Origin of the sequence: Vibrio sp. 10N.247.310.17, from assembly GCF_041466605.1 — a bacterium.
Lineage (GTDB): Bacteria > Pseudomonadota > Gammaproteobacteria > Enterobacterales > Vibrionaceae > Vibrio > Vibrio tasmaniensis_A.
In genome coordinates, this window is record NZ_JBFSTC010000079.1 from 1 (window position 1) to 23,303 (window position 23,303).

The following is a 23,303-nucleotide window of genomic DNA, read 5'->3' on the forward strand; positions in this document are numbered from 1 at the left end:
CACAACGGTATGCTAAGAACAAAAATGCCGTTCACTCTTAAGTGAACGGCATTAGGCCTAGTGCCGCTTTTTTTGATCTTTAAAATGAATGTATTAGATCCTAGCTGTCATATTCAATCGGTGTTTTGCGGGTTATACTTTGTGCTATCAGTCACTTTATAGCCAATTTATGAAACAAGAATACGCACGTTTAGTTACGCTCGCCGCTTGGGCTGCCACCATCATTGCCTCCATATTATTGGTTGTGAAGGTTGCAGCGTGGTGGGTGACAGGCTCAGTCAGTTTATTAGCTTCTGTCGTTGACTCACTGTTGGATATCGCCGCTTCTGTCGTTAACCTTGTGGTGGTTCGTTACTCTCTGCAGCCAGCTGATAAAGAACATACCTTTGGTCATGGCAAGGCCGAATCTCTTGCTGCATTAGCACAAGCGATGTTTATTTCTGGTTCAGCTTGTTTCCTTATTCTTAACGGTATTGAGCGTTTCTTCCGACCGCATGAGCTGAACTCTCCTGAAATTGGTATTTATGTCAGCTTGTTCGCAATGGTCATGACCTTCGGTTTGGTTCGATTCCAAAAGCATGTTGTGAGCAAAACGGGTAGCCAAGCCATTGCGGCTGACTCACTGCATTATCAATCTGACCTCTATATGAATGCGGCGATTATGCTGGCGCTAGCACTGAGCTGGTTTGGTATCGGTCAAGCAGACTCGGTATTCGCGATTGGTATCGGCATCTACATTCTTTACAGTGCTTACCAAATGGCGATGGAAGCGGTGCAATCTCTACTTGATCACAAGCTACCCGATGAAGAGCTCAAGCAAATTAAAGAGGCATCGTTGAGTGTGGAAGGGGTACTGGGTGTACATCAACTAAGAACGCGCCGTTCTGGGCCTGTTCGTTTCATTCAATTGCATTTAGAACTCGAAGATAATATCCCACTGATTGAAGCACACCGCATTTCTGACGAAGTAGAGGAAAAGCTTATTTCAGTGTTCCCTGATGCTGATGTATTAATTCATCAAGATCCATATTCGGTCGTATTTGGCCCAGAGAAGCAGCAGAAATTTCACTCATGGTAATGCGTCTAAAAATTAGGCAGTAAATGGCAAGTGAATGGCTTTTGAACTAAAGTGAGTAAAAATTGCTAACTCAAAGGTGATTCAAAAATCACCTTAGTAACAATTAATGTTGATTCTGATGTGAATCAACAAAGTTATTGAGTAAAACTGTAATACTCTTACAGAAGTAGAAATGTTACATAATTTTACGTGATTTAAGTGCTATTCCTGTTGAGGAAATGTAACATAACGTACAAATATAGATTTAAAATCTTGTTGATATACAATCAGCAAGAACAAGAATTGAATAATAGATTCCCAAAAATCGAGGGTGAGCATGATTAAGAAGATCGGTGTTTTGACCAGTGGTGGTGACGCTCCAGGCATGAACGCAGCAGTTCGCGGTGTAGTTCGTACTGCGCTATCAGTTGGCATTGAAGTTTACGGCATTTACGACGGCTACCAAGGCCTTGTGGAAGACCGTATCGAAAAGCTTGACCGTTCAAGCGTATCTGACGTGATCAACCGTGGTGGTACTTTCTTAGGTTCTGCACGTTTCCCTGAGTTCAAAGACGTGGCTGTTCGTGAGAAAGGCATCGAGAACCTTAAGAAGCACGGTATCGAAGCACTTGTTGTTATCGGTGGTGACGGTTCTTACATGGGTGCTAAGAAACTGACTGAGATGGGTTACCCATGTATCGGTCTTCCTGGCACAATCGATAATGATATCGCGGGTACTGATTACACTATCGGTTACCTAACTGCGCTTAACACTGTTATCGATTCAATCGACCGTCTACGTGATACGTCTTCTTCTCACCAACGTATTTCTATTGTTGAAATCATGGGCCGTCACTGTGGTGACCTTACGCTTATGTCAGCAATCGCGGGTGGTTGTGAGTACATCATTACACCTGAGACTGGCCTAGATAAAGATCAGCTAATCAGCAATATCCAAGATGGTATTGCGAAAGGTAAGAAGCACGCAATTATCGCTCTAACTGAGCTAATGATGGACGCGAACGAACTGGCTAAAGAGATTGAAACGGCAACAGGTCGTGAGACTCGCGCAACCGTTCTTGGTCACATTCAACGTGGTGGTCGTCCTACTGCATTTGACCGTGTTTTAGCTTCTCGTATGGGCAACTACGCCGTTCACCTTCTTCAAGAAGGTCAAGGTGGTCGTTGTGTTGGTATCGAGAAAGAAGCTCTTGTTCACCACGATATCATCGACTGTATCGAGAACATGCAGAACCCAGACCGTTCTGAGTTGTTCCGCGTTGCAGAAGAGTTATTCTAAGCCAAGCTTAGCGTTCGCTTAAAAAATATTAAAAACCGCTGATTGTTCAGCGGTTTTTTGTGCCTGTCGTTTGAGTTTTCACAAACGGCAGGCACAAAAAAGGCCAACCTAAGTTGACCTTTCATCTAATCTAAACGGTGAAGTTTAAATTAAGCTTTTGCTTCAGCTGCTGCTTTAGCGATAGCTGCGAAGCTTTTTGCGTCAAGTGCTGCGCCGCCAACTAGAGCACCGTCGATGTCTGGTTGTGCGAAGTAAGCTGCAGCGTTTTCTGGCTTAACAGAACCGCCGTATTGGATAACAACTTTCTTAGCAACGTCTTCAGATTTCTCTGCGATGTGTGCACGGATTTGAGCGTGGATGCGTTGTGCATCTTCAGCTGTAGCTGCTTTACCAGTACCGATAGCCCAGATTGGTTCGTAAGCGATGATAGCGCCTTCAAGAGCTTCAACACTTTGAGTGTTGATAACAGCGTCAAGTTGACGAGCACATACAGCAACAGTTTCGCCTGCTTCGTTTTGTGCTTCAGATTCACCGATACAAAGAACTGGAGTTAGGCCGTTCTCTTTTAGGAATGCGAATTTCTTAGCAACGAATTCGTCAGACTCAGCGTGGTATTCACGACGCTCAGAGTGACCGATGATGATGTGAGATGCGCCGAACTCTTTAAGCATTGCTGGAGACATGTCGCCAGTGAATGCACCGCTGTTGTTTAGGTCAGAGTTTTGAGCACCTAGGATGATAGCGCTGCCCGCTTCAGTAAGCGTACGCTCAGCAAGATCAACGAAAAGTGCTGGTGGAGCAACTGCTACGTCTACGCCTGTTACGCCTTCAAGTTCAGCGTTAAGACCGTTTAGTAGATCAACAACCATTTCTTTGCTGCCGTTTAGTTTCCAGTTACCCATAACTACAGGATGACGCATAGGAATATCTCCAAAGTATTTAAATAAATCGAATGTAAAAAAGTAAACTTTATTACGAAATAATATAACAGAATAATATCAACAGATCATGACTGTGGTCATGACTTTCTTGGATCTTACTCAATGGTCAGAGTAGATTTTGAGCAAATATCAGTGATCCGGCAGACAGAATAATAGCTAACTTCTCGGATTTTTCATCGTTAGTTGCTATTAAGGGACAAACGATTGCGTTAACAATAGGAAGTAATAATGCCGAATCTAGTTCTAGAGTACTCAAATTCAGTGGATGAGCGAGTGAATATCCAAGGTTTACTGGAAGACCTTCATCAAGTTACATTAAACTGTGGTTTGTTTGATGTACCTTCTGTGAAGTCTCGTTCACTACGCTGTCATAACTGGTTGGTCGGTGATGAAGAGGACAATGTAGATTTTGTTCATATTAGCTTCGAGTTACTTTCTGGACGTACTGAAGAACAGAAAAGAGAATTGTCGCGTTTGTTAATGCAAACCTTACAAGAACAGGCAAGCCATATCCGTAGCCTAACGGTCAACATACGGGATATGGATAAAAGTTGCTTTCAGAAAGTGATTAACTAGCTAAAAATAATCAACTAACTAAAAGTGATTCACTAACTATTTGCTGCTAACTTTTTGGTAGCGTATTAATTTTTGAGTGTTTTAAGATGTCGATGAAAGATTTACTGCTCTCTTTCAAAGGGAGAATTGGTCGTAAGACTTACTGGATTTGGAATATTTTCTACTACATAGCGATCACTGGTTTTGCTTCTGGTATCTCTGTGTTGTTTCCTGCTTACTCTTACATCCTGCTACCAGTATTCCTATTGCTGCTAGTGATCCCAGATCTTGCGGTCACCGCTAAGCGCTGGCACGACCGCAATAAGTCGAATTACTGGTTACTACTTAATGTGCCCCTAGTACTGGGTCGTTTGGCTTCGCCAATGGCAGCGACTACCACTGAGCCGGTATCGCCAATCCATATGGTTGCGACCGTTGCAGCGTTAGTGTGTGGCTTATGGATTCTGATTGAGTGTGGTTTGTTGAAAGGCACAGAAGGCCGTAATGATTACGGTGAAGATCCCGTTTAAAGGTTGAATGATTGATAAGTAAGAAGGGAGCCTTGTGCTCCCTTTTTCTTTTTAATACTTTTCTACTTTTAGTACATTTTGGGTTCTGTATTCGGCCTGAAAGGCACGACATTTTCAGGTTTAGGTTCTTCAAAACTACAGCGACCTTCGAGTGCATCTTGGAATTTACAGACCTGACAACGAAGCTCCTGCATGAGCACGACATTAACATGATGTGGATTTTTACAGCGACCGACCACCAAATCGATGTGACTTTGCTGAGCGCGTAGCCTGTCTTGCATAGTTTCTGAGGCCGAACAAATCATCTGCTCGCACATTTCGTGTTTGAATTGATTGAATGCTTTCGGATCGCTTTTGGCGAGTTGGACCAGTTCATCAAAGGGGGGCAGTTTTTGATTTGGCTGTGGCTGTGCCATGATTCCTTCCTTAGCATTAAGCGTGTTTCATATGCTTTAAGCTTAAGAAATAAATTTGTACAAATTTTAATCTATTCTCATTTTCTCAATATTGAGACGGAATCGGTGGGTTGGGACTAGCCCTTAGCGCTTGGTATTACGATAAAGGCGTGGGCGTTAAGGTATAAGTACAGCGTCTCTCGCCGGCAATAATGTGTTCAGTGCGGCTTACATGACACTCATTTTTGAGCAGTTCAGTGAAAACATTGAGCTCAGATTGGCATAGGCTAGGGCAACGAGTTGCTGCTTTGCAGATGGGGCAGTGGTTCTCAATTAAGATGTAGTGCTCATCATGCTCTTGAAGTTCAGCCATATAGCCTTCTTCTTCGCGAAGCTGTGTGAGTTTTTCAAGCTTACTCATGAGCGAATCACAGCCAGACAGTGCAGATTGATACTGCTTCAGAGTGTGTTGTTCTCGCTCGGCAGCAACCTTAGCCAACCCTTCTTTACCGAATAGATTTTCTACGGCATCAATTACTTGAATAGTGAGTTCACCGTGTCGGTCTGAAAATTGGCTATGACCTTGTTGAGTCAGGGACCAGTGGCGAGTCGGGCGACCCACTTTCACTTTCACATCATGAAACGCAAGAATACCGTCATCTTCCAGACTTTGCAGATGTTGCCTTGCACCCATTGTCGTCATGCCAAACTCTTCTGACAGTTGTTTCGCGGTTACCGCGCCTTGACGCTTAATGGTCTGTAAGATTTTGTCGCTTGTTTTCATACTATCCCTACCTCATCAACCTCACTATTATGAGGCAAGGTGTTTATAAAGCAAACCATTTACTATATTGATGGGGATTTACTATATAGACAGCGTTTACTCTAGCGACAGCAAATGGTGAGATTCTGGTGCACTAATAAAACAAAAGGCTGATACTTGGTATCAGCCTTGGAACATTTCTGTTAGAGCTAGTTTAGGTCTACAGGATGTGACCGATTACTTCTGGGTCTTTACGCTCTAGGTAGTGGATAGATTTGATGCGGCGAATCGTACGACAGCGACCACGGATAAGCAGAGTTTCTGTGGTTGCGATATTGCCTGTGCGAGTGATGCCCTCTAGAAGATCACCCTTAGTAATACCTGTTGCCGAGAACACAACATTATCGCTGCGTGCCATGTCTTCCATTTTCAAGACGATGCCCGCCGTTACGCCCATTTCTGCACAACGCTCTAATTCAAGCTCACCGTGTTTGCGGTTCTCTTCTGTATCGCCTTTTACTTCATGACGAGGAAGAAGACGAGCGTGCATGTCACCGTCGAGTGCGCGAATAACAGCAGCAGAAACGACACCTTCAGGCGCGCCGCCGATGCAGTACATTACGTCTACTTCGCTGTCTGGCATACACGTTAGGATAGAAGCAGCAACATCACCGTCTGGCACAGCAAATACACGAACGCCCATGGCTTGCATGTCGGCAATGACTTGATCGTGACGAGGCTTAGCCAGTGTGGTTACTACTAGCGTATCGAGTGTTTTACCTAATGCTTTAGCGATGTTTTCTAGGTTTTCTGTTAGTGGCAGCTCTAGGTCAATCACGCCTTTAGCGCCAGGGCCAACAACCAATTTTTCCATGTACATGTCAGGCGCTTTAAGGAAGCTGCCTTTTTCGCCTGCAGCCAATACCGCCAATGCATTTGATTGACCCATAGCTGTCATGCGAGTCCCTTCAATTGGGTCTACGGCGATATCGACAGCATCGCCGCCCACACCGACGTTTTCACCGATATATAGCATAGGTGCATCATCGATTTCACCTTCGCCGATAACAATCTCACCGCTAATTTCGGTTTTGTTTAGTAGGCTACGCATTACTTCTACAGCAGCGCCATCTGCAGCGTTTTTATCGCCACGACCAAGCCACTTGTAACCAGCTAGTGCTGCACCTTCTGTGACACGAGAGAATGACATTGCTAAATCGCGTTTCATGCGGACTCCAAAATTATCAAAGGGGGAATAGAAATTTCGCGGCGAATTTTACCATATCCCAAAGGAAACGTTTGCTTTTTTGTTTTTTGGAGATTGCTCTCGATCAATTCGCAGTGGAAAACAGTTATTATTCATCAAAATAATCGGTTTGCCCTTGTGGCGGTAATCACTCACGTCAATATTCGGTAAAAAGCGCTGTTTTTTTCATCGAATGGCGCAAAATATCGAATATATTGAGTGTTTATCCTTGCTCTGCTGAGTAGAATGGGGAAATAAGTGGAGTGAACCTTCACCATCAAACGGATAACTTAAAGGTAGGCCAGAATGTCTTTTGAAGTACTAGAGCAGCTAGAAGCAAAAATTCAAACAGCAGTAGATACAATTGCACTTCTTCAAATGGAAGTGGAAGAGCTTAAAGAAGAGAAACAAGCACTAGCAACAGAAGCTGGTGAGCTTAAAGCAAGCCGTCACGAGCTAGAGCAAAAAACTCAGCAAATGCAGGAAGAGCATTCAGCATGGCAAGATCGCATCCGTAACCTTCTTGGTAAAATGGATGACGTAGAGTAATCAACTCTTCAGATTTTAAAAAACGCCCGCTACTCAGTAGCGGGCGTTTTCGTTTGTATTCTTATGCTTTGTGTTCTTTGGCTTGTTTTATTATTTGAAGCTGAGTGAGTTACTCGGCCTCTTCTTCTTCAACATCCAGATCGAGTTCTACATCCAAAGGCTCTGCCGAAAGAATAATGCCAGTGTTGTCTGCATAGAGGTAATCTTCCGGTAAGAAGGTCACGCTGCCAAAGTTCACAGGTACATCCAATTCGCCGACACCTTCTTGGCTTGCACCCACAGGAATAGAGGCTAAAGCCTGAATACCAAGATTCATGTCTTCTAGCTCATCGACTTCGCGTACGCAGCCATAAACCACAATACCTTCCCACTCATTGTCTTCAGCAAGTAGGGCAATCTCAGCATCGATCAGCGCTTTACGCAGTGAGCCGCCACCATCGATTAACAACACACGCCCCAAACCATCTTGTTCTAATACGGAGCGAATTAAAGCATTGTCTTCAAAACACTTTAATGTCGTGATCTGTCCTGCGAAGGATGCACGTCCACCGAAGTTGCTGAACATTGGCTCCACGACATCAACTTGATCCAAATATATGTCGCACAGTGCTGAAGTGTTGTATTCCATTAGTATACCTTTTGAACAATGAGCTTACTTTGAGTATATCGGTGCTTGATCCCTTTGCAATGATTAGTCTCATTTAACTCAATAGAGTTTGAGCTACGACAACCCCTGCAAACAATAGGTTAGTGACCAGTGAACATTTCACTATCACGGGCATCATTGGTGCAATCTGCGCTGGCTTTTCGGTTTCCCAAACGGCCTTACCGTGCTTATAAACAATAATAATGCTTAGTAAAAACGGCAGGCTGATCCAGACCGGTTTTTCTTGAATCAGCAGGTAGATAGCGAAAGAGGCAAGGGCGAGCCCAAGCAGTGCAAAATGATAGTGCTTGGCTTTGCGTTGCCCTAGGCGAACCGCCATGGTGCGCTTACCACATTCACTGTCGTTCTCTATATCACGCATGTTGTTGATGTTGAGTACCGCAACCGCCATTAATCCACAGCCTAAGGCCGGAAGAAATAGGCTTGGCTCAACATGACCAGTGTGTAGGAAGTATGTGCCTGAAACGCCTAACAAACCGAAGAAGATAAATACCGATAAGTCGCCAAGGCCAATATAACCATAAGGTTTATTGCCGACGGTGTAAGCGATGGCTGCAACAATGGCTAATACGCCCAACGCAATGAAAGATAAGATACTCTCAATCGAGGTTAAGGCATGAAAGATAAGAATCAGCCCAGCGAGCATGGTAAATACGATGTTGAGGATGATCGCTTGCTTCATGGTTTTCGCGGTCACCGCGCCAGATTGCATTGCACGTGTTGGCCCTAGACGGTTTTCGTTGTCTGTGCCTTTTACCGCGTCGCCATAGTCATTGGCTAAGTTCGACAGAATCTGTAATAGAGTGGCGGTTAAAAAAGCCAATAGTGCGATTGATAAAGAAAAATGACCACCAGCGAACGCTAAACTACTTCCTGTAAGAATAGAGACAAGTGCGAGAGGCAGAGTTTTTGGGCGTGCGGCATCAAGCCAAATCAGTAGAGATTGTTTCATCGTAGGTCTAATTCTTTGTAAGTCTTCGTTTCATACTGTGATTTGAGTATACGCCCATTTTTCGGGTAATAAAAAGCCCACTCGAAAGTGGGCCTTGAATTCGCTTATTAGCTGCTATTTCTTTGAGATAGAGCAATAAGTTGGAGTTTGGTGTGCTACAGGATGAAGCGGCTTAGGTCTTCGTCTTCTACGAGCTCGCCAAGCTTAGATATTACATAAGCCTCATCAATCACCAATTTGCTGCCTGCTCGGTCTGTTGCGTCGAATGAAATCTCATCCATTAGGCGCTCCATGACGGTATGTAGACGACGCGCACCGATGTTTTCAGTGGTTTCGTTCACACGCCATGCTGCGTCAGCAATTTGGTTGATGCCATCTTCAGTGAACTCAATGCCGACATCTTCTGTTTTCATCAGGGCAATGTACTGTTCTGTCAGTGATGCCTTTGGCTCAGTAAGAATACGTTTGAAATCATGTGCTGATAGTGCTTCTAGTTCGACACGGATTGGCAGACGACCTTGCAATTCAGGGATCAGTTCAGATGGCTTAGCCACTTGGAATGCACCTGAAGTGATAAACAAGATGTGGTCAGTTTTAACCATACCGTGCTTAGTTGATACTGTGCTGCCTTCGATAAGAGGGAGCAGGTCACGCTGAACACCTTCACGAGATACGTCTGGGCCAGAGCTGTCGCCACGCTTACAGATTTTGTCGATCTCATCGATGAATACGATGCCGTTGTTTTCAGCGTTGAAGATCGCGCTCTCTTTTAGCTCTTCTTGGTTCACAAGCTTCGCAGCTTCTTCTTCCGTTAGTGCTTTGAATGCGTCTTTGATTTTCATCTTACGCTTTTTCTTGGTATCGCCAGCGAGGTTTTGGAACATGCCTTGTAGCTGGTTTGTCATCTCTTCCATGCCTGGAGGTGACATGATTTCAACACCCATTTGTGGCGCCGCTACATCAACTTCAATCTCTTTGTCATCTAGCTTACCTTCACGCAGTTTCTTGCGGAAAATCTGACGAGTGTTTGAAGAAGTGGTGTCTTCAGTTGATTGCTCGTTCTGACCCCAAGCATCACGTGCTGGTGGTAGAAGGGCATCAAGAATGCGTTCTTCAGCTTGTTCTTCAGCGCGGTACTGTACTTTTTCCATCGCTTGTTGGTGTGTCATCTTGATGGCAACGTCCGTTAGATCACGGATGATGGTTTCAACTTCTTTACCTACGTAGCCCACTTCAGTGAACTTAGTCGCTTCTACCTTGATGAAAGGCGCGTTTGCTAGTTTCGCAAGACGGCGAGCAATTTCAGTTTTACCGACACCGGTTGGGCCGATCATCAGGATGTTTTTTGGTGATACTTCAACACGCAGACTTTCTTCAAGCTGCATACGACGCCAGCGGTTACGAAGGGCGATAGCCACTGAGCGCTTAGCGTTGTCTTGGCCGATAATGTGGCGATTGAGTTCGTGAACAATTTCGCGAGGAGTCATCTCAGACATGGTTTTTCCTTAATTCTTTAATCACTGTTGAATACAACGTTATTGATGGAAGCGGTCGTTACTCTGGCTTTGGCAGTTCAACGGTGCTTTCTAGTTCTTCAATAGTGTGGTGATGGTTGGTGAATACACAGATATCGCCCGCAATGTTCAGCGACTTTTCTGCGATTTCACGCGCATCTAAATCTGTATTTTCTAATAGTGCAGTGGCTGCTGCTTGAGCGAAGTTACCGCCCGAACCGATCGCAATCAGGTCGTTTTCTGGTTGAACGACGTCACCGTTACCTGTGATGATCAATGAAGCAGTTTCATCCGCTACTGCTAGCAGTGCTTCTAATTTACGTAGAGCACGGTCGCTACGCCAATCCTTCGCCAGCTCAACGGCAGCTTTGGTTAGGTGGCCTTGGTGCATTTGCAGCTTGCTTTCAAATTTTTCGAATAGCGTGAAAGCATCTGCCGTACCGCCAGCAAAACCGGCCAGTACTTTGTTGTTGTATAGGCGACGTACTTTACGGGCATTGCCCTTCATTACGGTGTTGCCTAGAGATACTTGTCCATCACCCGCGATGACGACTTTATTATTACGACGTACAGATACAATGGTAGTCACGAGTAGGGCCTCTTAATATTTCTTATCTTTGGGTATAAAAAGTATATGAGGATGGTGCTCGGATAATTCAAGGAAGGTCGAGTGATGTCGCGCAACTTATCGGCGGAAGTTGTAAGGAAATTTGGCTAAAGGGTGTAGATAAAAGAAAACCTCCACAATGGGAGGCTTTCGGTGTTTGGTTTTTCTGCTTCTGCTTCTGCTTCTGCGGCTAAATCTATAACTACTCGGTGTCTTTCCAAATAGCACAAGGTTCGATTTTCGCTCGCTGCAGCTTATGGCGATCTCGCTCTGCATCACGCTTCAATTTATATGGCCCTAGAACCACACGGTACCAGCTACTTCCATCTTTTTTACGGATTGAACTTGAGATACCTTGGAAAGCAATATCCAACTTACGTGCTTCAGCTTGGCTTGAGGTTTTGTACGCGCCACATTGCATGATGTAAGGGATCTTCGAGATCTGTTGCTCTTTGGCTTTTACTTCAATCTCACGACTTGGCAAGGTTTCAACGTAATCCCACTTCTCCTCTGGAGGGGGCGGAATTACTTTTGCTGGTTTCGGCTTAGGCTTTGGTTTGGTTACCACTGGAGTCGGTGCTGGCGGCTCAGGATCATTACTCAATAGGTAAAGGCCGTAACCAAAACCACCGGCAAGGAGGATCGCCAAAAGACCACTACGCCATGGTTTACGGCGAGGGGCTTGTTTTTTGGTCGGTTTTTTTGTGCCACGACCGCGCTTTACATAATCTCTATTAGCCACAAGACAATTCAATAGTTGCTGATTCTGCTCTCATGGTAATCCAGATTGAGCGAGGATAACAGTGCAGAAATGGAAGCGGCACATCAAAATGTGCCGCAGAATTATAAGGATATTTCTTCAGATTAGATTCGAGGCGGCGCTGTACTACCTCGAACGACTAATTTGGCTTCAAGCAGGCGCGACCCCGCTTGCACATCGTTGCCTTTAAGTACGTCGAGCATCATCAACATTGCTTGGCGTCCAATCTCATAACGAGGCTGAGAAATAGTGGTTAGCGGTGGATCGCAGTATTGAGCGAATTGGATGTCATCAAAGCCGACAATCGATAGGTCTTGAGGAACGCGTAAGCCTAATTTTTTCGCTTCTTGAATCGCGCCGATGGCCATCGCATCGTTATGACAGAAGATCGCTGTAGGTTGTTCAGGAAGAGCGAGTAATTGACGAACAGCTTGAGCGCCCGCTTCAAAGGTAAAGTCACCGACAGTGCTGTAGGCAGGATTCATTGATACTCCTGCACGACGTAGTGCTTGTTGGTAACCTTGTTGGCGGAATTTACACAGCGTTGCCGATATGGGCCCTGAAATTTGAGCGATACGTTTATGGCCTAACTGAGCTAGGTAGTTCACCGCTTCAAATGCTGAGGTCAGGTTATCGATGTGTACGGTAGGGAGTTCAAGCTCAGGGGCAAACTCACACGCCATCACCATCGGCGGTAAATTTTTTTGTTCAGGCTTACTGACATCAAACGGGTGGTCGGTGCCAAGTAGTAGCATGCCGTCAGCTTGTTTGGTGAATACTAAGTTAACAAATGAAGACTCACGCTTCTTCTGTTGGCCGCTATCACCCAGTAAAACGAGGTAGTCATTTTCTACTGCGGCATCTTCGATACCACGAATGATCTCTGCGAAATACGGGTCACAGATATCAGGAACAATAGTGATGATGGTTTTTGATTCGTTGCGACGTAAGTTTCTAGCTAATGTATTGGGTGAGTATCCAGCTTCAAGTACTGCTGTCTCAACTCGCTTACGAGTAGAAACCGAGACTTTTTCAGGGTTCATCAATGCACGTGATACCGTGGCTGTTGAAACGCCTGCTAGCTGGGCAACATCCTTCATTGTCGCCATAAATTAAACCCTCTTTTTAATTCCTTTGCTGCCTAAGTATCTAAGGCATGAATAATAAATGTAATCGAATAGATATTGTGAAAGTGTTGCTAACACTTTTTTTATTGCAATATTTTATTCGTTTCACCCATGTAAAGTTACGGCTAGATTAACAAAAATCACATGACTAGTGTGAAGTTGCTCACGAGAAATATGAAATATTTGTGAACAAACTTATCATTAGTTTTAACCCAAGTGGGTTTAGCTCAGATCTTGCGGCTCAATATCGAGTGACCAACGGACTTTTTTCGCAGCGGGTAACATATTGATTGCTGGCTTGGCGCTCATTAATAGCTTTTGCATCAACGAGCGAGTCTGTGTTTGTAAAATAAGCTGCCAGCGCGATTTACCTGCTCGTTTGGCTAGTGGTGCAGGGGTTGGTCCTAGCACCATACAATATTGGTCAAATAACGGATGCGATTCCAATGTGTGGCGCACTTGACGCAAAAACTCTTCCACTAAGCGAGTGTCATTGGCTTCCGCTCTAAACAAAGTCATGAAGGTATAAGGTGGCAACATCGCTTGTTTACGCTCTGCCAATGCAGTTTGAGCAAAGTGGTTGTAGTTTTTGTGCAGTAATGCCTGTAATAAGCCGTGTTCTGGATGGTGAGTTTGTAAGATAACTTCCCCCGGCTTACTGGCTCGTCCTGCTCGACCGGCGACTTGAGTAAACAATTGAGCCAATCGCTCAGAGGCGCGAAAGTCACTGCTATATAAAGAGGCATCAACGTCCAGCAATGCCACAAGTGTGACATCTGGGAAGTGATGCCCTTTGGCAAGCATCTGTGTACCAATCAGAATTTGGTATTCACCTTTACGAATCGATTCTAACGCGCTTTCTAAACTGCCTTTTCGGCGAGTGCTGTCTCGGTCAATGCGAATGGTTTTGTATTCAGGGAATAGTTGACCAAGTTGTGTTTCAAGTTGCTCGGTGCCGACACCTACAGTCACTAAATTAGCCGAACCACAGCCTTGGCAATTGTGCACGATATGCTGCTGCGATCCACAATGGTGGCAGCGCATCTCATTGCTGTATTGATGATAGGTGTAGTAGGCATCACAACGCTTACATTCCGCTGTCCAACCACAATCGTGACACATTAATGCGGGAGAAAACCCACGACGATTGAGGAACAACATCACTTGGTTGCCTGCTTTGAGGTGTCTTTGCATTTCAGCAATCAACGACGCAGACAAGCCACTTTCTAGATATTCCCCCTTAACGTCCAACACTTTATTGGTGGTCGGCAGCGCGACACCTGCGCGTGAGGTCAGGGTGAGGTAACTGTATTTACCGATCTGAGCGTTGTGCAGCGTTTCAAAGGCCGGAGTCGCCGAGCCTAGCACAACCGGAATCTGCGCTTTATGAGCACGCATGATGGCAACATCACGAGCGTGGTAGCGTAGGCTATCTTGCTGCTTATAAGAGGCGTCGTGCTCTTCATCGACAATGATAATGCCCAGATCCGCGAACGGTGTGAACAGAGCTGAACGAGTACCGATCACAATGCCCGCTATTTTATCACGCGCCGACAACCAAGCATTTAGTCGCTCAGAATCGTTTAAACCAGAATGGATAACCTCAACTGGAACATTAAAGCGTCGCTTAAAGCGGTTAATCGTTTGAGGGGTTAGACCGATCTCGGGCACTAACACTAACGCTTGTTTACCTTGGTCGAGAATCGGCTTGATCATATTCAGGTAGACTTCGGTCTTACCTGAGCCAGTTACACCCTCTAGCAAGAAGCAACCGAAGTCGGTTTGACTATTTACTGTCGCTATTGCTATAGCCTGTTCTTCATTGAGTTTTGGCTTATCTTGATCGTTTTCGAGCTCAACTGGCCACGGCTGGCGCTTCGGCTTTTTCTCTACCGATTCAACCCAGCCTTTCTCTTCCAACGTCTTAAGTACCGCGCTGCCCACTTCTTCATCAATGAATTCTTGATGGGGAACAGGGCCGTGCTCAAGCATGTGCATTACTTTGGCTTGTTTGACGGCACGACCAAAGCCTTGCATCAGTTGATCTCTACCTGATGGGGTCAGTTGCCATTCAACAAGCGTCGCGAAATCGGCCGCTTTGCCCTTTCGTAAGGCGCTTGGTAGTGCGTTGGCCAAGGTTTCACCTAGTGGATACTGATAGAACTGGCTGCACCATACCAAGAGTGAGTAGACCGATTCCGGCCAAACGGGTTGGTTGTCTAGTAAGGCTTTAATGGGCTTGAGTTTGTCTAACTCGAATTCAGATTCGTTAACCAGAGCCGTAACAATGCCTGTTAAGGTTTGTCGTCCAAAAGGCACAGAGACTCGACCGCCAATAATCGGAAATAGGTGGCTAGGAATCTTGTAATCGAACTGCTTGTCGAGTGGAACAGGCAGTGCCACACGGGCAATCATTGGACGCATAAAGGGACGGCTTTATCTGAGTTGACGAGAGCGAACAGTCTAATGGATAAGGGCGTTAAATTCGAGGAGCAGTTTAGATGACAGAGCTTACTTGAGGCTTGAATGCTACTGGAGCCAGAAAATAACGCTTAATAGAAGGTTTAAGGACAGTGTTGGTGAAAAATGTATCAAATCAGTTGATCCTACCTCACAGATTCATTACTATACTGCGCCTTAAAGGTATGGCTTTATCGCGGTTTAGTGATACAGCGGTGTCTTTATTTATTTTTTAACTACGTGTGGTGTCCGGCTTAGAATCGGATGGCGACGCGGCCTAATTGAGGTTTTCCCATGAAAGTTGGTATCCACCCAGAATACAAAGCAGTTTCTGCAACTTGTTCTTGCGGCAACACATTTGAGTTCAACTCAACGCTAGCAAAAGAATCAATCCACCTAGACGTATGTGACAAATGTCACCCGTTCTACACTGGTAAGCAACGTATCGTAGATACAGGCGGCCGTGTTGATCGCTTCAACAAGCGTTTCGGTGCTCTTTCTAGCAAGAAGTAATTCTCGCTATTTAGACATAAAAAGGACACTTCGGTGTCCTTTTTTGTTGCCTGAAATTTGAAAAAATACTGAATCGTATTTCATTATTAGCTCATTTAAAGTGGTAGGTTACTGGCGTAAATTTTATTTCATCGCTTACCCCAACACTCCTTCCTCGAAATTCGCTCTAAAGTTGAGCAGGCGACAGTAATTTCAACTGCCCACTGGTCTTATTAGTAGTGAAATCTCGTTTTTTAATGATACAGATGCTTCAACCACCTAGGAACTTTGAAGTACATCCATTAACATGAACAAGATCCCCCAAATAATAATATCCTAGGAACCTACACCTATGTCTGAAGACAGCCGCCAAGATCAATCCCCTCAAGAATTATCGCCTCAAGAACAATTCCGTCAGCAAGCTCTTGATTATCATGAGTTCCCAATTCCAGGCAAAATTGCCGTAGAACTGACGAAGCCTGCAAACTCTGCAGAAGACCTAGCACTGGCATACAGTCCTGGCGTAGCTGAGCCTGTTCGCGAGATCGCACAGAATGTCGATAACGTTTATAAGTACACAGGTAAAGGCAACATGGTTGCAGTTATCTCTAACGGTACTGCAATTCTTGGCTTGGGTAATCTTGGTCCTATTGCTTCTAAACCAGTTATGGAAGGTAAAGCGCTACTGTTTAAGCGTTTTGCTGGTTTAGATTCTATCGATATTGAAGTAAAACACCGCACAATCGATGAGTTCGTTGATACGGTTGCGAATATCGCAGATACATTTGGTGGTATTAACCTAGAAGACATCAAAGCACCAGACTGTTTTGAAATCGAGCGTCGCCTGATTGAGCGTTGTGATGTACCTGTTTTCCATGATGATCAACACGGTACTGCGATTGTAACGGCAGCGGGTATGCTTAACGCGATCGAGCTTCAAGGTAAGAAACTGGAAGAGTGTAAGATCGTTTGTTTAGGTGCTGGCGCAGCAGCGGTTGCTTGTATGGAGCTACTGATTAAGTGTGGCGCTCAGCGTGAGAAGATCTACATGCTTGACCGTAAAGGTGTGATCCACACTCGTCGTGATGACTTGAATGAATACAAAGAGCTGTTCGCAAATAACACCGACAAGCGCACGCTTGAAGATGTTATCGAAGGCGCTGACCTGTTCTTGGGTGTATCGGGTCCTAATCTGCTACCAGCTAAGGCACTTACTCTGATGGCTGATAAGCCTGTTGTGTTTGCATGTTCAAACCCAGATCCAGAGATCAAGCCTGAGCTTGCACATGAAGTTCGTTCTGACCTAATCATGGGTACTGGCCGTAGTGATTACCCTAACCAAGTAAACAACGTACTTTGTTTCCCATTCATTTTCCGTGGTGCACTAGACGTGCGTGCGAGCGAAATCAATGACGAAATGAAGCTAGCGGCGGTTAAAGCGATTCGTGAACTAGCAAAAGAAGAAGTTCCGGCTGAAGTACTGGCAGCTGCGGGCGAGACTGCACTGGAGTTCGGTAAGGGTTACATCATTCCTAAGCCAATGGACCCGCGCCTGCTTCCTCGCGTTGCAAAAGCAGTTGCTGAAGCGGCTGTTGAGTCTGGCGTTGCTCGAATTGAGATGCCTGCTAACTATATGGCTTAATGCCTTAATAGCTTAATAGCTTAATAGCTTAATAGCTTAATAGCTGTTGCTCTATTGAGCGAAAAAGAATAATAAAAAACCGACTCATAGGAGTCGGTTTTTTTATGTCTATCATTCACAGCGCAGCTACAGATAACGTAGTGGGTGATGTGACAAATAGGGTTCAGCTATAGCGAATCAATAATGAAGGCGGTGACTGAGTTGTTTTTATTCTTCGTCAAACGCTTCGAACTCGATGCCCATCTCTGTCATCAGTTTTTTGACTTCAGTCGGGATGTCGTCTGGACGATCTTTACGAAGGTCTTCATCCGTTGGCAGTGGTTGGCCTGTGTACGCATGTAGAAAGGCTTCGCACAGTAGCTCACTGTTTGTTGCATGGCGTAGGTTATTGATCTGGCGGCGAGTGCGCTCGTCAGTAAGAACCTTTAACACTTTTAGAGGGATAGAAACTGTAATTTTCTTTACTTGTTCGCTTTTCTTTCCATGCTCAGCATATGGGCTTATGTATTCACCATTCCAGTCGGCCATTGCGTACCTTCATCACTTTAGTTGTTAGAATAAATTAATAGTGCTGATTTTAGCGGGATTTACTGCCATAAGCAAAGACATATAGACGTCCAGAAGTGTTGACGTCTCACGTTTATGAAAGTAAAGTGAGTAACATATATCTAACACAGCCACAAAATGCCGACAAGCAGCTGTGATTCTCAGACGCAAAACTTGTAAGGAAGCACCTATGAGCAGCCGGAAGCCAGCAACCATCGCAGTACGTACTGGTATCGAGTCAGACACGCAACACCATGCCGTTGTCCCACCTATTTATCTTTCGACTAACTATGGGTTTCCCGCTTTTGGTGAAGTGCCAAAGTACGATTATACCCGCTCTGGTAACCCAAACCGCGGTCTATTAGAAACGGCACTATTTGAGCTTGAGTCTGGTAAAGGCGCGGTTGTCACTAACTGTGGTACGTCGGCACTTAACTTATGGGTATCCGCTTTCTTAGGTGGCGATGATCTTATTATTGCACCGCACGACTGCTATGGCGGTACTTACCGTCTGTTTAACACACGCTCGCTCAAAGGTGACTTCAAAGTTCTATTTGTTGATCAATCGGATCAAGCTGCACTAGATGCGGCGATCGCGCTTAAGCCAAAGTTGATCTTAATCGAAACGCCATCGAATCCATTGGTTCGTGTGGTTGATATTGCAGAAACTTGCCGTAAAGCGAAAGAAGTAGGTGCTCTGGTTGCTGTCGACAACACGTTTTTGACGCCTGTGTTCCAAAAGCCTTTAGAGCTGGGTGCGGATTTTGTTATCCACTCAACCACTAAATACATCAACGGACACTCAGATGTCATTGGTGGTGTTGTAGTTACTAAGACAGAAGAGCACGCTGAAGAGCTAGCATGGTGGGGTAACTGTATTGGTGCAACCGGCACACCATTTGATAGCTACATGACGCTACGTGGTATTCGTACGCTAGGTGCACGTATGCGCGTTCACGAAGAGAGCTCACGTGAAATTCTGACGGCTCTGCAACAACAAGATCTGGTGGGTACGATTTACCACCCAAGCCTTCCTGAACATCCGGGTCACGAGATCGCGAAGAAACAGCAGTTGGGCTTTGGTTCCATGCTGAGCTTTGAATTTTCGGGATCTTTTGAAGCACTTAAATATTTTGTGGATAAATTAGAGCTATTTTCTTTGGCTGAATCATTGGGCGGTGTTGAAAGCCTGATTTGTCACCCAGCGTCGATGACTCACCGTGCTATGGGCGAAGCAGCATTAGCAGAAGCGGGTGTTTCTCAACAATTACTGCGCCTTTCTGTTGGCCTTGAAGATGCAGAAGACTTGATTGATGATCTCAAGCAAGCGTTTGAAAAAACACAAGGCTTTATCGCAGAAGGGGAGGTTTAATAATGACAACCTTTCGCCAGCTACATAAATTTGGTGGCAGCAGTTTAGCGAACCCTGAGTGTTACCAACGCGTGGTCAATATTCTTAGAGAATACTCGTCAGCTACTGACTTGGTCGTGGTATCGGCTGCGGGTAAAACAACTAACCGCTTGATTGAGTTTGTTGAAGCGCTCGACAAAGATGGTCGTATTGCGCATGAATGTCTACAAACCCTTCGTCAGTTCCAGCTTGAGCTGATTGAAGCGCTGCTTGAAGGTGAGTCTGCGGCTCAGCTAACGGCCACTATTCAACAAGAATTTACTGCTTTGGGTGAGCTCACTGCTCCCTTGAGCGAAGCACAAAAAGCGCAAGTGCTGGGTCATGGCGAGATTTGGTCTTCACGCTTGTTGGCGACTTTGTTGTGCCAGCATGACTTGCAAGCGGTTGCTCAAGACGCTCGTGCATTTTTACGTGCAGAAGCGGGGGCTCAGCCTGAAGTTGACCGTGCTCGCTCTTATCCTCTGATTAAAGAAGTTTTGGCTCAGCATACGCATTGCCGAGTGGTGATTACGGGCTTTATGGCTCAGAACTGCGAAGGCGAAACGGTACTGCTAGGTCGTAACGGCTCGGATTACTCAGCAACTGTGATTGGCGCCTTGGCTGAAGTTGAACGTGTGACGATTTGGAGTGACGTGGCGGGCGTATACAGCGCTGACCCTCGTTTGGTTTCGGATGCGTGTTTACTGCCTCTGCTTCGCCTTGATGAAGCGAGTGAACTCGCTCGTCTGGCGGCTCCAGTGCTCCATAGCCGAACGCTACAGCCTGTGGCTCAAAGTGCTATGGATCTCAGCTTGCGCTGCAGCTACCAGCCAGAGGCGGGCTCTACACAGATAGAGCGTGTACTGGCATCGGGTCGTGGCGCAAAAATCATTACCTCTCTGGATGAAGTTCTGATCGTGCAGCTGACTTTTGGTCACGGTCATGATTTTGACCGTTTAGAAAGTGAAGTACTGGAAGGGCTTAAGCGCGCTCAACTTGAGCCGCTTGCTTATGAGCTTGAACCCGATCAGCACTGTTTGCGCCTTGCTTATACAGAAGAGATCGCTGGTGGCGCTTTAGAATATCTACAAGATCACGCGATTGAAGCGGAAATTAAGCTCAAAGAAGGTTTCTCTCTAATTGCAGCAGTGGGTGCTGGTGTGACTAAGAACCCGAACCATTGCTACGGTTTCTACCAGCAGCTTAAGAGCTCGCCGGTTGAGTTTATCTCAGAAGCGAACTCTGGCTTAAGCTTGGTGGCTGTGATTCGTAAGAGTGAAACATCAAGCCTAGTGAAAGGCATTCACTCTCAACTGTTCCAAGCGCAAAAGCGTGTTGCGATTGCCTTGTGTGGTAAGGGCAACATTGGTTCAAGTTGGTTAAGCTTGTTTGCTGAACAAAAGGCTGAACTTGAAAAGCGTCGTGGAATGAACTTTGAATTGGTTGCGGTGGTTGATAGCCAAACTTATTGGTTCGATGATCAAGGCATTGATGCGACTTCTGTGAGCAAGCGTTTTGATGATGAAGCGATTGCCAATAACGGCAACGACTGGCTAGAGCGTTTGGGTTCTATTCAGGGCTACGATGAAGCGGTTGTGTTAGATGTCACTGCAAGCCCTGTGCTTGCAGCAAAGTACCTGCAAATTGCACAACAAGGTATTCACCTGATCTCGGCTAACAAGGTGGCAGGTTCTGCATCAAGTGAGTATTACCATCAAGTACAGGATGCTTTCGCTAAGATCAGCCGTCACTGGTTGTACAACGCGACAGTCGGCGCTGGCTTACCGATTAACCACACGGTACGTGACCTGCGCGAAAGCGGTGACGATATTATTGCTCTGTCAGGTATCTTCTCGGGCACTCTATCTTGGTTATTCCAACAGTTTGATGGCACGGTGTCATTCAGCGAGTTGGTTGACTTAGCGTGGCAGCAAGGCCTGACGGAACCGGATCCTCGCGCTGACCTCGATGGCTCAGACGTGATGCGTAAGCTAGTGATTCTGGCGCGTGAATCGGGTTTAGATATTGAGCCTGAAAACGTCAAAGTAGAATCATTGGTACCTGAAGAATTACAAGATCTGTCAGTGGATGACTTCTTTGATAAAGCTTCTGTACTGAGTGAAGAGTTGGCCGAGCGTTTAGAGAAAGCGCAGTCTCAACAGAAGGTCCTTCGTTACGTAGCGCGTTTAGAGAAGAATGGTAAGGCAACGGTAGGCGTTGAAGCGTTATCTAAAGAACACGCTCTGGCGAACTTACTGCCTTGCGACAACATCTTTGCGATCGAGAGCAAATGGTACAAAGATAATCCATTGGTTATTCGTGGCCCAGGTGCTGGCCGTGAAGTGACAGCTGGTGCAATTCAGTCTGATTTAAACAGAATGTCTAGCCTGTTTTAATACTTAGAGCGGTTGGTTTAGTACTTAGAGCGATTGGCTTAATAGTCAGATCAATTGCTTTAATACTCAGATTAATTGTTTAAATGCGTAAATAGCATACTATCCACTAAGATAAATAAGGCTGAAAGCACGATGTGTTTTCAGCCTTTTTTCTACATTATTTCTTCTTTGCGACCCACCTATCGGCTTGAGCTTTTCTCACTATCTACTTGAAAAAAATTCATAATGGATCTGTTGACATTAAATCGTATTCAATTCATTCTGGAGACATATAGACGTCTAAACGTCGCTAGGGATTTGAGATTATTTAGTGGTTGCTTTTGCCACAGGGAGAGTAAGATGGGATACACACACGCAAGTCATATCGACGCTTTAAATCAGAATATTGCAGAGCTTTCTGACAACATCAATGTGTCATTTGAATTTTTCCCACCAAGCAGTGAGAAGATGGAAGAGACCCTGTGGAATTCTGTTCACCGTCTTAAAACACTTCAACCTAAATTTGTATCAGTAACCTATGGTGCAAACTCGGGTGAGCGTGATCGTACCCACTCAATCATTAAAGAAATTAAGAACCAAACAGGCTTAGTTGCTGCACCACACTTAACGTGTATTGATGCTAGCCGCGAAGAGCTGATTCAAATTGCCGACGATTACTGGGCAAATGGCATTGAAAGTATTGTTGCGTTGCGCGGTGATATTCCAGCAGGCGGTGGTGCGCCAGATATGTATGCGTCTGATTTAGTCGAGCTGCTTAAATCTCGTCACGACTTTGATATATCAGTAGCGGCATTCCCTGAGGTTCACCCTGAAGCAAAAAGCGCTCAATCTGATCTTATTAACCTAAAGCGTAAAGTGGATGCGGGTGCAAACCGTGCAATCACTCAGTTCTTCTTCGATGTCGAAAGCTACTTACGTTTTCGTGACCGTTGTGTGGCGGCTGGCGTTGACGTAGAGATTGTACCGGGTATCTTGCCGGTTTCTAACTTCAAGCAAGCGTCTCGTTTTGCTGCGATGAATAACGTAAAAGTACCAGGTTGGATGGCGAAGCAGTTCGAAGGCTTGGATGATGATCCAACAACTCGTCAGTTAGTCGGTGCTAGCCAAGCGATCGATATGGTTCGTACGCTAAGCCGTGAAGGTGTGAAAGATTTCCACTTTTACACGCTAAACCGTGCAGAAATGACTTATGCACTTTGCCACACATTAGGTGTTCGTCCACAAGTCGCTGCGCTTTAAGTAAAGTCTAGGAAGTAAAGCCCAAGCGCTTGTAAAAGCTTCTGGTAGTAACATTTCAAATCCTATAGATACAAAAAAGGCTTGGACTCTAAGAGTTCAAGCCTTTTACTTTTCTAGTTTCTAGTTTCTAGTTTCTAGTTTCTAGTTTCTAGTTTCTAGTTTCTAGTTTCTAGAT

At 45.4% G+C, this 23,303-nt stretch carries 22 protein-coding genes; 10 read left to right on the plus strand and 12 right to left on the minus strand.

Going from position 1 to position 23,303, the window contains the following annotated elements; genetic code table 11:
• Nucleotides 1–169: 169 nt before the first annotated feature.
• Entirely contained in the window at nucleotides 170–1,078 is a 909-nt protein-coding gene (gene fieF, locus AB6D80_RS18635; RefSeq protein WP_029225530.1) for a CDF family cation-efflux transporter FieF, read from the plus strand.
• 316 nt (nucleotides 1,079–1,394) lie between these two features.
• Nucleotides 1,395–2,357: a 6-phosphofructokinase gene (gene pfkA / locus AB6D80_RS18640; protein ID WP_009848871.1), complete on the plus strand. Its 963-nt coding sequence runs from the start codon at nucleotides 1,395–1,397 to the stop codon at nucleotides 2,355–2,357.
• A 149-nt stretch (nucleotides 2,358–2,506) separates the two neighbouring features.
• Here pfkA and tpiA read toward each other — a convergent pair whose 3' ends face one another.
• Nucleotides 2,507–3,277 carry a triose-phosphate isomerase gene (gene tpiA, locus AB6D80_RS18645; protein ID WP_017101334.1) on the minus strand — a complete coding sequence of 257 codons (771 nt, stop codon included), beginning with the start codon at nucleotides 3,275–3,277 and terminating at the stop codon, nucleotides 2,507–2,509.
• 249 nt (nucleotides 3,278–3,526) lie between these two features.
• On the opposite strand from tpiA, the gene AB6D80_RS18650 reads away from it, so the two are divergent.
• Together AB6D80_RS18650 and AB6D80_RS18655 are read left to right on the plus strand one after the other, a co-directional pair.
• A complete protein-coding gene (locus AB6D80_RS18650; protein WP_004729703.1) occupies nucleotides 3,527–3,874 on the plus strand; it encodes a 5-carboxymethyl-2-hydroxymuconate Delta-isomerase in 348 nt (115 codons plus the stop codon).
• Between the two features lie 86 nt (nucleotides 3,875–3,960).
• Nucleotides 3,961–4,383, plus strand: coding sequence for a DUF805 domain-containing protein (locus tag AB6D80_RS18655; RefSeq protein ID WP_009848873.1), 423 nt, complete (start codon nucleotides 3,961–3,963; stop codon nucleotides 4,381–4,383).
• A gap of 68 nt (nucleotides 4,384–4,451) precedes the next feature.
• Here the strand turns inward: AB6D80_RS18655 and AB6D80_RS18660 are convergent, their stop codons facing one another.
• From AB6D80_RS18660 to glpX, 3 genes are all read right to left on the minus strand, one after another.
• Nucleotides 4,452–4,799, minus strand: coding sequence for a DUF3135 domain-containing protein (locus AB6D80_RS18660; RefSeq protein WP_012604966.1), 348 nt, complete (start codon nucleotides 4,797–4,799; stop codon nucleotides 4,452–4,454).
• 136 nt (nucleotides 4,800–4,935) lie between these two features.
• Nucleotides 4,936–5,562 carry a metalloregulator ArsR/SmtB family transcription factor gene (locus AB6D80_RS18665; RefSeq protein ID WP_017103632.1) on the minus strand — a complete coding sequence of 209 codons (627 nt, stop codon included), beginning with the start codon at nucleotides 5,560–5,562 and terminating at the stop codon, nucleotides 4,936–4,938.
• A 199-nt stretch (nucleotides 5,563–5,761) separates the two neighbouring features.
• Complete coding sequence (glpX, locus tag AB6D80_RS18670) at nucleotides 5,762–6,769, minus strand: class II fructose-bisphosphatase (protein ID WP_009848876.1); 1,008 nt, start codon at nucleotides 6,767–6,769, stop codon at nucleotides 5,762–5,764.
• A gap of 324 nt (nucleotides 6,770–7,093) precedes the next feature.
• Between glpX and zapB the strand changes: the two genes are divergently transcribed.
• Nucleotides 7,094–7,336: a cell division protein ZapB gene (gene zapB / locus AB6D80_RS18675; RefSeq protein WP_009848877.1), complete on the plus strand. Its 243-nt coding sequence runs from the start codon at nucleotides 7,094–7,096 to the stop codon at nucleotides 7,334–7,336.
• Nucleotides 7,337–7,445: 109 nt separating this feature from the next.
• Here the strand turns inward: zapB and rraA are convergent, their stop codons facing one another.
• From rraA to priA, 7 genes are all read right to left on the minus strand, one after another.
• Nucleotides 7,446–7,964 carry a ribonuclease E activity regulator RraA gene (gene rraA / locus AB6D80_RS18680; RefSeq protein ID WP_009848878.1) on the minus strand — a complete coding sequence of 173 codons (519 nt, stop codon included), beginning with the start codon at nucleotides 7,962–7,964 and terminating at the stop codon, nucleotides 7,446–7,448.
• A gap of 73 nt (nucleotides 7,965–8,037) precedes the next feature.
• Nucleotides 8,038–8,955: a 1,4-dihydroxy-2-naphthoate polyprenyltransferase gene (locus tag AB6D80_RS18685; protein WP_009848879.1), complete on the minus strand. Its 918-nt coding sequence runs from the start codon at nucleotides 8,953–8,955 to the stop codon at nucleotides 8,038–8,040.
• 155 nt (nucleotides 8,956–9,110) lie between these two features.
• Nucleotides 9,111–10,451 carry an HslU--HslV peptidase ATPase subunit gene (gene hslU, locus AB6D80_RS18690; RefSeq protein WP_372064546.1) on the minus strand — a complete coding sequence of 447 codons (1,341 nt, stop codon included), beginning with the start codon at nucleotides 10,449–10,451 and terminating at the stop codon, nucleotides 9,111–9,113.
• Between the two features lie 58 nt (nucleotides 10,452–10,509).
• The gene (gene hslV, locus AB6D80_RS18695; RefSeq protein ID WP_004729692.1) at nucleotides 10,510–11,058 is read right to left on the minus strand and encodes an ATP-dependent protease subunit HslV; all 549 of its coding nucleotides are present in this window, start codon (nucleotides 11,056–11,058) and stop codon (nucleotides 10,510–10,512) included.
• Between the two features lie 220 nt (nucleotides 11,059–11,278).
• The gene (locus AB6D80_RS18700) at nucleotides 11,279–11,818 is read right to left on the minus strand and encodes an SPOR domain-containing protein (protein WP_009848881.1); all 540 of its coding nucleotides are present in this window, start codon (nucleotides 11,816–11,818) and stop codon (nucleotides 11,279–11,281) included.
• A 122-nt stretch (nucleotides 11,819–11,940) separates the two neighbouring features.
• Nucleotides 11,941–12,945: a DNA-binding transcriptional regulator CytR gene (gene cytR, locus AB6D80_RS18705; RefSeq protein WP_009848882.1), complete on the minus strand. Its 1,005-nt coding sequence runs from the start codon at nucleotides 12,943–12,945 to the stop codon at nucleotides 11,941–11,943.
• 240 nt (nucleotides 12,946–13,185) lie between these two features.
• Nucleotides 13,186–15,387 carry a primosomal protein N' gene (gene priA / locus AB6D80_RS18710; protein WP_371995659.1) on the minus strand — a complete coding sequence of 734 codons (2,202 nt, stop codon included), beginning with the start codon at nucleotides 15,385–15,387 and terminating at the stop codon, nucleotides 13,186–13,188.
• 330 nt (nucleotides 15,388–15,717) lie between these two features.
• Here priA and rpmE point away from each other — a divergent pair, with 330 nt between their 5' ends.
• The gene (gene rpmE, locus AB6D80_RS18715) at nucleotides 15,718–15,936 is read left to right on the plus strand and encodes a 50S ribosomal protein L31 (protein WP_009848884.1); all 219 of its coding nucleotides are present in this window, start codon (nucleotides 15,718–15,720) and stop codon (nucleotides 15,934–15,936) included.
• 331 nt (nucleotides 15,937–16,267) lie between these two features.
• Nucleotides 16,268–17,557, plus strand: coding sequence for a malic enzyme-like NAD(P)-binding protein (locus AB6D80_RS18720; RefSeq protein ID WP_009848885.1), 1,290 nt, complete (start codon nucleotides 16,268–16,270; stop codon nucleotides 17,555–17,557).
• 207 nt (nucleotides 17,558–17,764) lie between these two features.
• Here AB6D80_RS18720 and metJ read toward each other — a convergent pair whose 3' ends face one another.
• Entirely contained in the window at nucleotides 17,765–18,085 is a 321-nt protein-coding gene (metJ, locus tag AB6D80_RS18725; protein ID WP_004729686.1) for a met regulon transcriptional regulator MetJ, read from the minus strand.
• 208 nt (nucleotides 18,086–18,293) lie between these two features.
• Between metJ and AB6D80_RS18730 the strand changes: the two genes are divergently transcribed.
• The 3 genes from AB6D80_RS18730 (at nucleotide 18,294) to metF (ending at nucleotide 23,128) form a co-directional block, all read left to right on the plus strand.
• Entirely contained in the window at nucleotides 18,294–19,475 is a 1,182-nt protein-coding gene (locus AB6D80_RS18730) for an O-succinylhomoserine (thiol)-lyase (RefSeq protein WP_029223036.1), read from the plus strand.
• 2 nt (nucleotides 19,476–19,477) lie between these two features.
• Nucleotides 19,478–21,889, plus strand: a complete 2,412-nt coding sequence (locus tag AB6D80_RS18735) for a bifunctional aspartate kinase/homoserine dehydrogenase II (protein WP_372064542.1) — start codon at nucleotides 19,478–19,480, stop codon at nucleotides 21,887–21,889.
• 339 nt (nucleotides 21,890–22,228) lie between these two features.
• Nucleotides 22,229–23,128 carry a methylenetetrahydrofolate reductase gene (gene metF, locus AB6D80_RS18740; protein WP_009848888.1) on the plus strand — a complete coding sequence of 300 codons (900 nt, stop codon included), beginning with the start codon at nucleotides 22,229–22,231 and terminating at the stop codon, nucleotides 23,126–23,128.
• Nucleotides 23,129–23,303: the final 175 nt, after the last annotated feature.

Coding starts and splice junctions, on each gene's coding strand:
- fieF (WP_029225530.1), top strand. CDS start 170: ATGAAACAAGAATACGCACGTTTAGTTACGCTCGCCGCTTGGGCTGCC.
- pfkA (WP_009848871.1), top strand. CDS start 1,395: ATGATTAAGAAGATCGGTGTTTTGACCAGTGGTGGTGACGCTCCAGGC.
- tpiA (WP_017101334.1), bottom strand. CDS start 3,277: ATGCGTCATCCTGTAGTTATGGGTAACTGGAAACTAAACGGCAGCAAA.
- AB6D80_RS18650 (WP_004729703.1), top strand. CDS start 3,527: ATGCCGAATCTAGTTCTAGAGTACTCAAATTCAGTGGATGAGCGAGTG.
- AB6D80_RS18655 (WP_009848873.1), top strand. CDS start 3,961: ATGTCGATGAAAGATTTACTGCTCTCTTTCAAAGGGAGAATTGGTCGT.
- AB6D80_RS18660 (WP_012604966.1), bottom strand. CDS start 4,799: ATGGCACAGCCACAGCCAAATCAAAAACTGCCCCCCTTTGATGAACTG.
- AB6D80_RS18665 (WP_017103632.1), bottom strand. CDS start 5,562: ATGAAAACAAGCGACAAAATCTTACAGACCATTAAGCGTCAAGGCGCG.
- glpX (WP_009848876.1), bottom strand. CDS start 6,769: ATGAAACGCGATTTAGCAATGTCATTCTCTCGTGTCACAGAAGGTGCA.
- zapB (WP_009848877.1), top strand. CDS start 7,094: ATGTCTTTTGAAGTACTAGAGCAGCTAGAAGCAAAAATTCAAACAGCA.
- rraA (WP_009848878.1), bottom strand. CDS start 7,964: ATGGAATACAACACTTCAGCACTGTGCGACATATATTTGGATCAAGTT.
- AB6D80_RS18685 (WP_009848879.1), bottom strand. CDS start 8,955: ATGAAACAATCTCTACTGATTTGGCTTGATGCCGCACGCCCAAAAACT.
- hslU (WP_372064546.1), bottom strand. CDS start 10,451: ATGTCTGAGATGACTCCTCGCGAAATTGTTCACGAACTCAATCGCCAC.
- cytR (WP_009848882.1), bottom strand. CDS start 12,945: ATGGCGACAATGAAGGATGTTGCCCAGCTAGCAGGCGTTTCAACAGCC.
- priA (WP_371995659.1), bottom strand. CDS start 15,387: ATGCGTCCAATGATTGCCCGTGTGGCACTGCCTGTTCCACTCGACAAG.
- rpmE (WP_009848884.1), top strand. CDS start 15,718: ATGAAAGTTGGTATCCACCCAGAATACAAAGCAGTTTCTGCAACTTGT.
- AB6D80_RS18720 (WP_009848885.1), top strand. CDS start 16,268: ATGTCTGAAGACAGCCGCCAAGATCAATCCCCTCAAGAATTATCGCCT.
- metJ (WP_004729686.1), bottom strand. CDS start 18,085: ATGGCCGACTGGAATGGTGAATACATAAGCCCATATGCTGAGCATGGA.
- AB6D80_RS18730 (WP_029223036.1), top strand. CDS start 18,294: ATGAGCAGCCGGAAGCCAGCAACCATCGCAGTACGTACTGGTATCGAG.
- AB6D80_RS18735 (WP_372064542.1), top strand. CDS start 19,478: ATGACAACCTTTCGCCAGCTACATAAATTTGGTGGCAGCAGTTTAGCG.
- metF (WP_009848888.1), top strand. CDS start 22,229: ATGGGATACACACACGCAAGTCATATCGACGCTTTAAATCAGAATATT.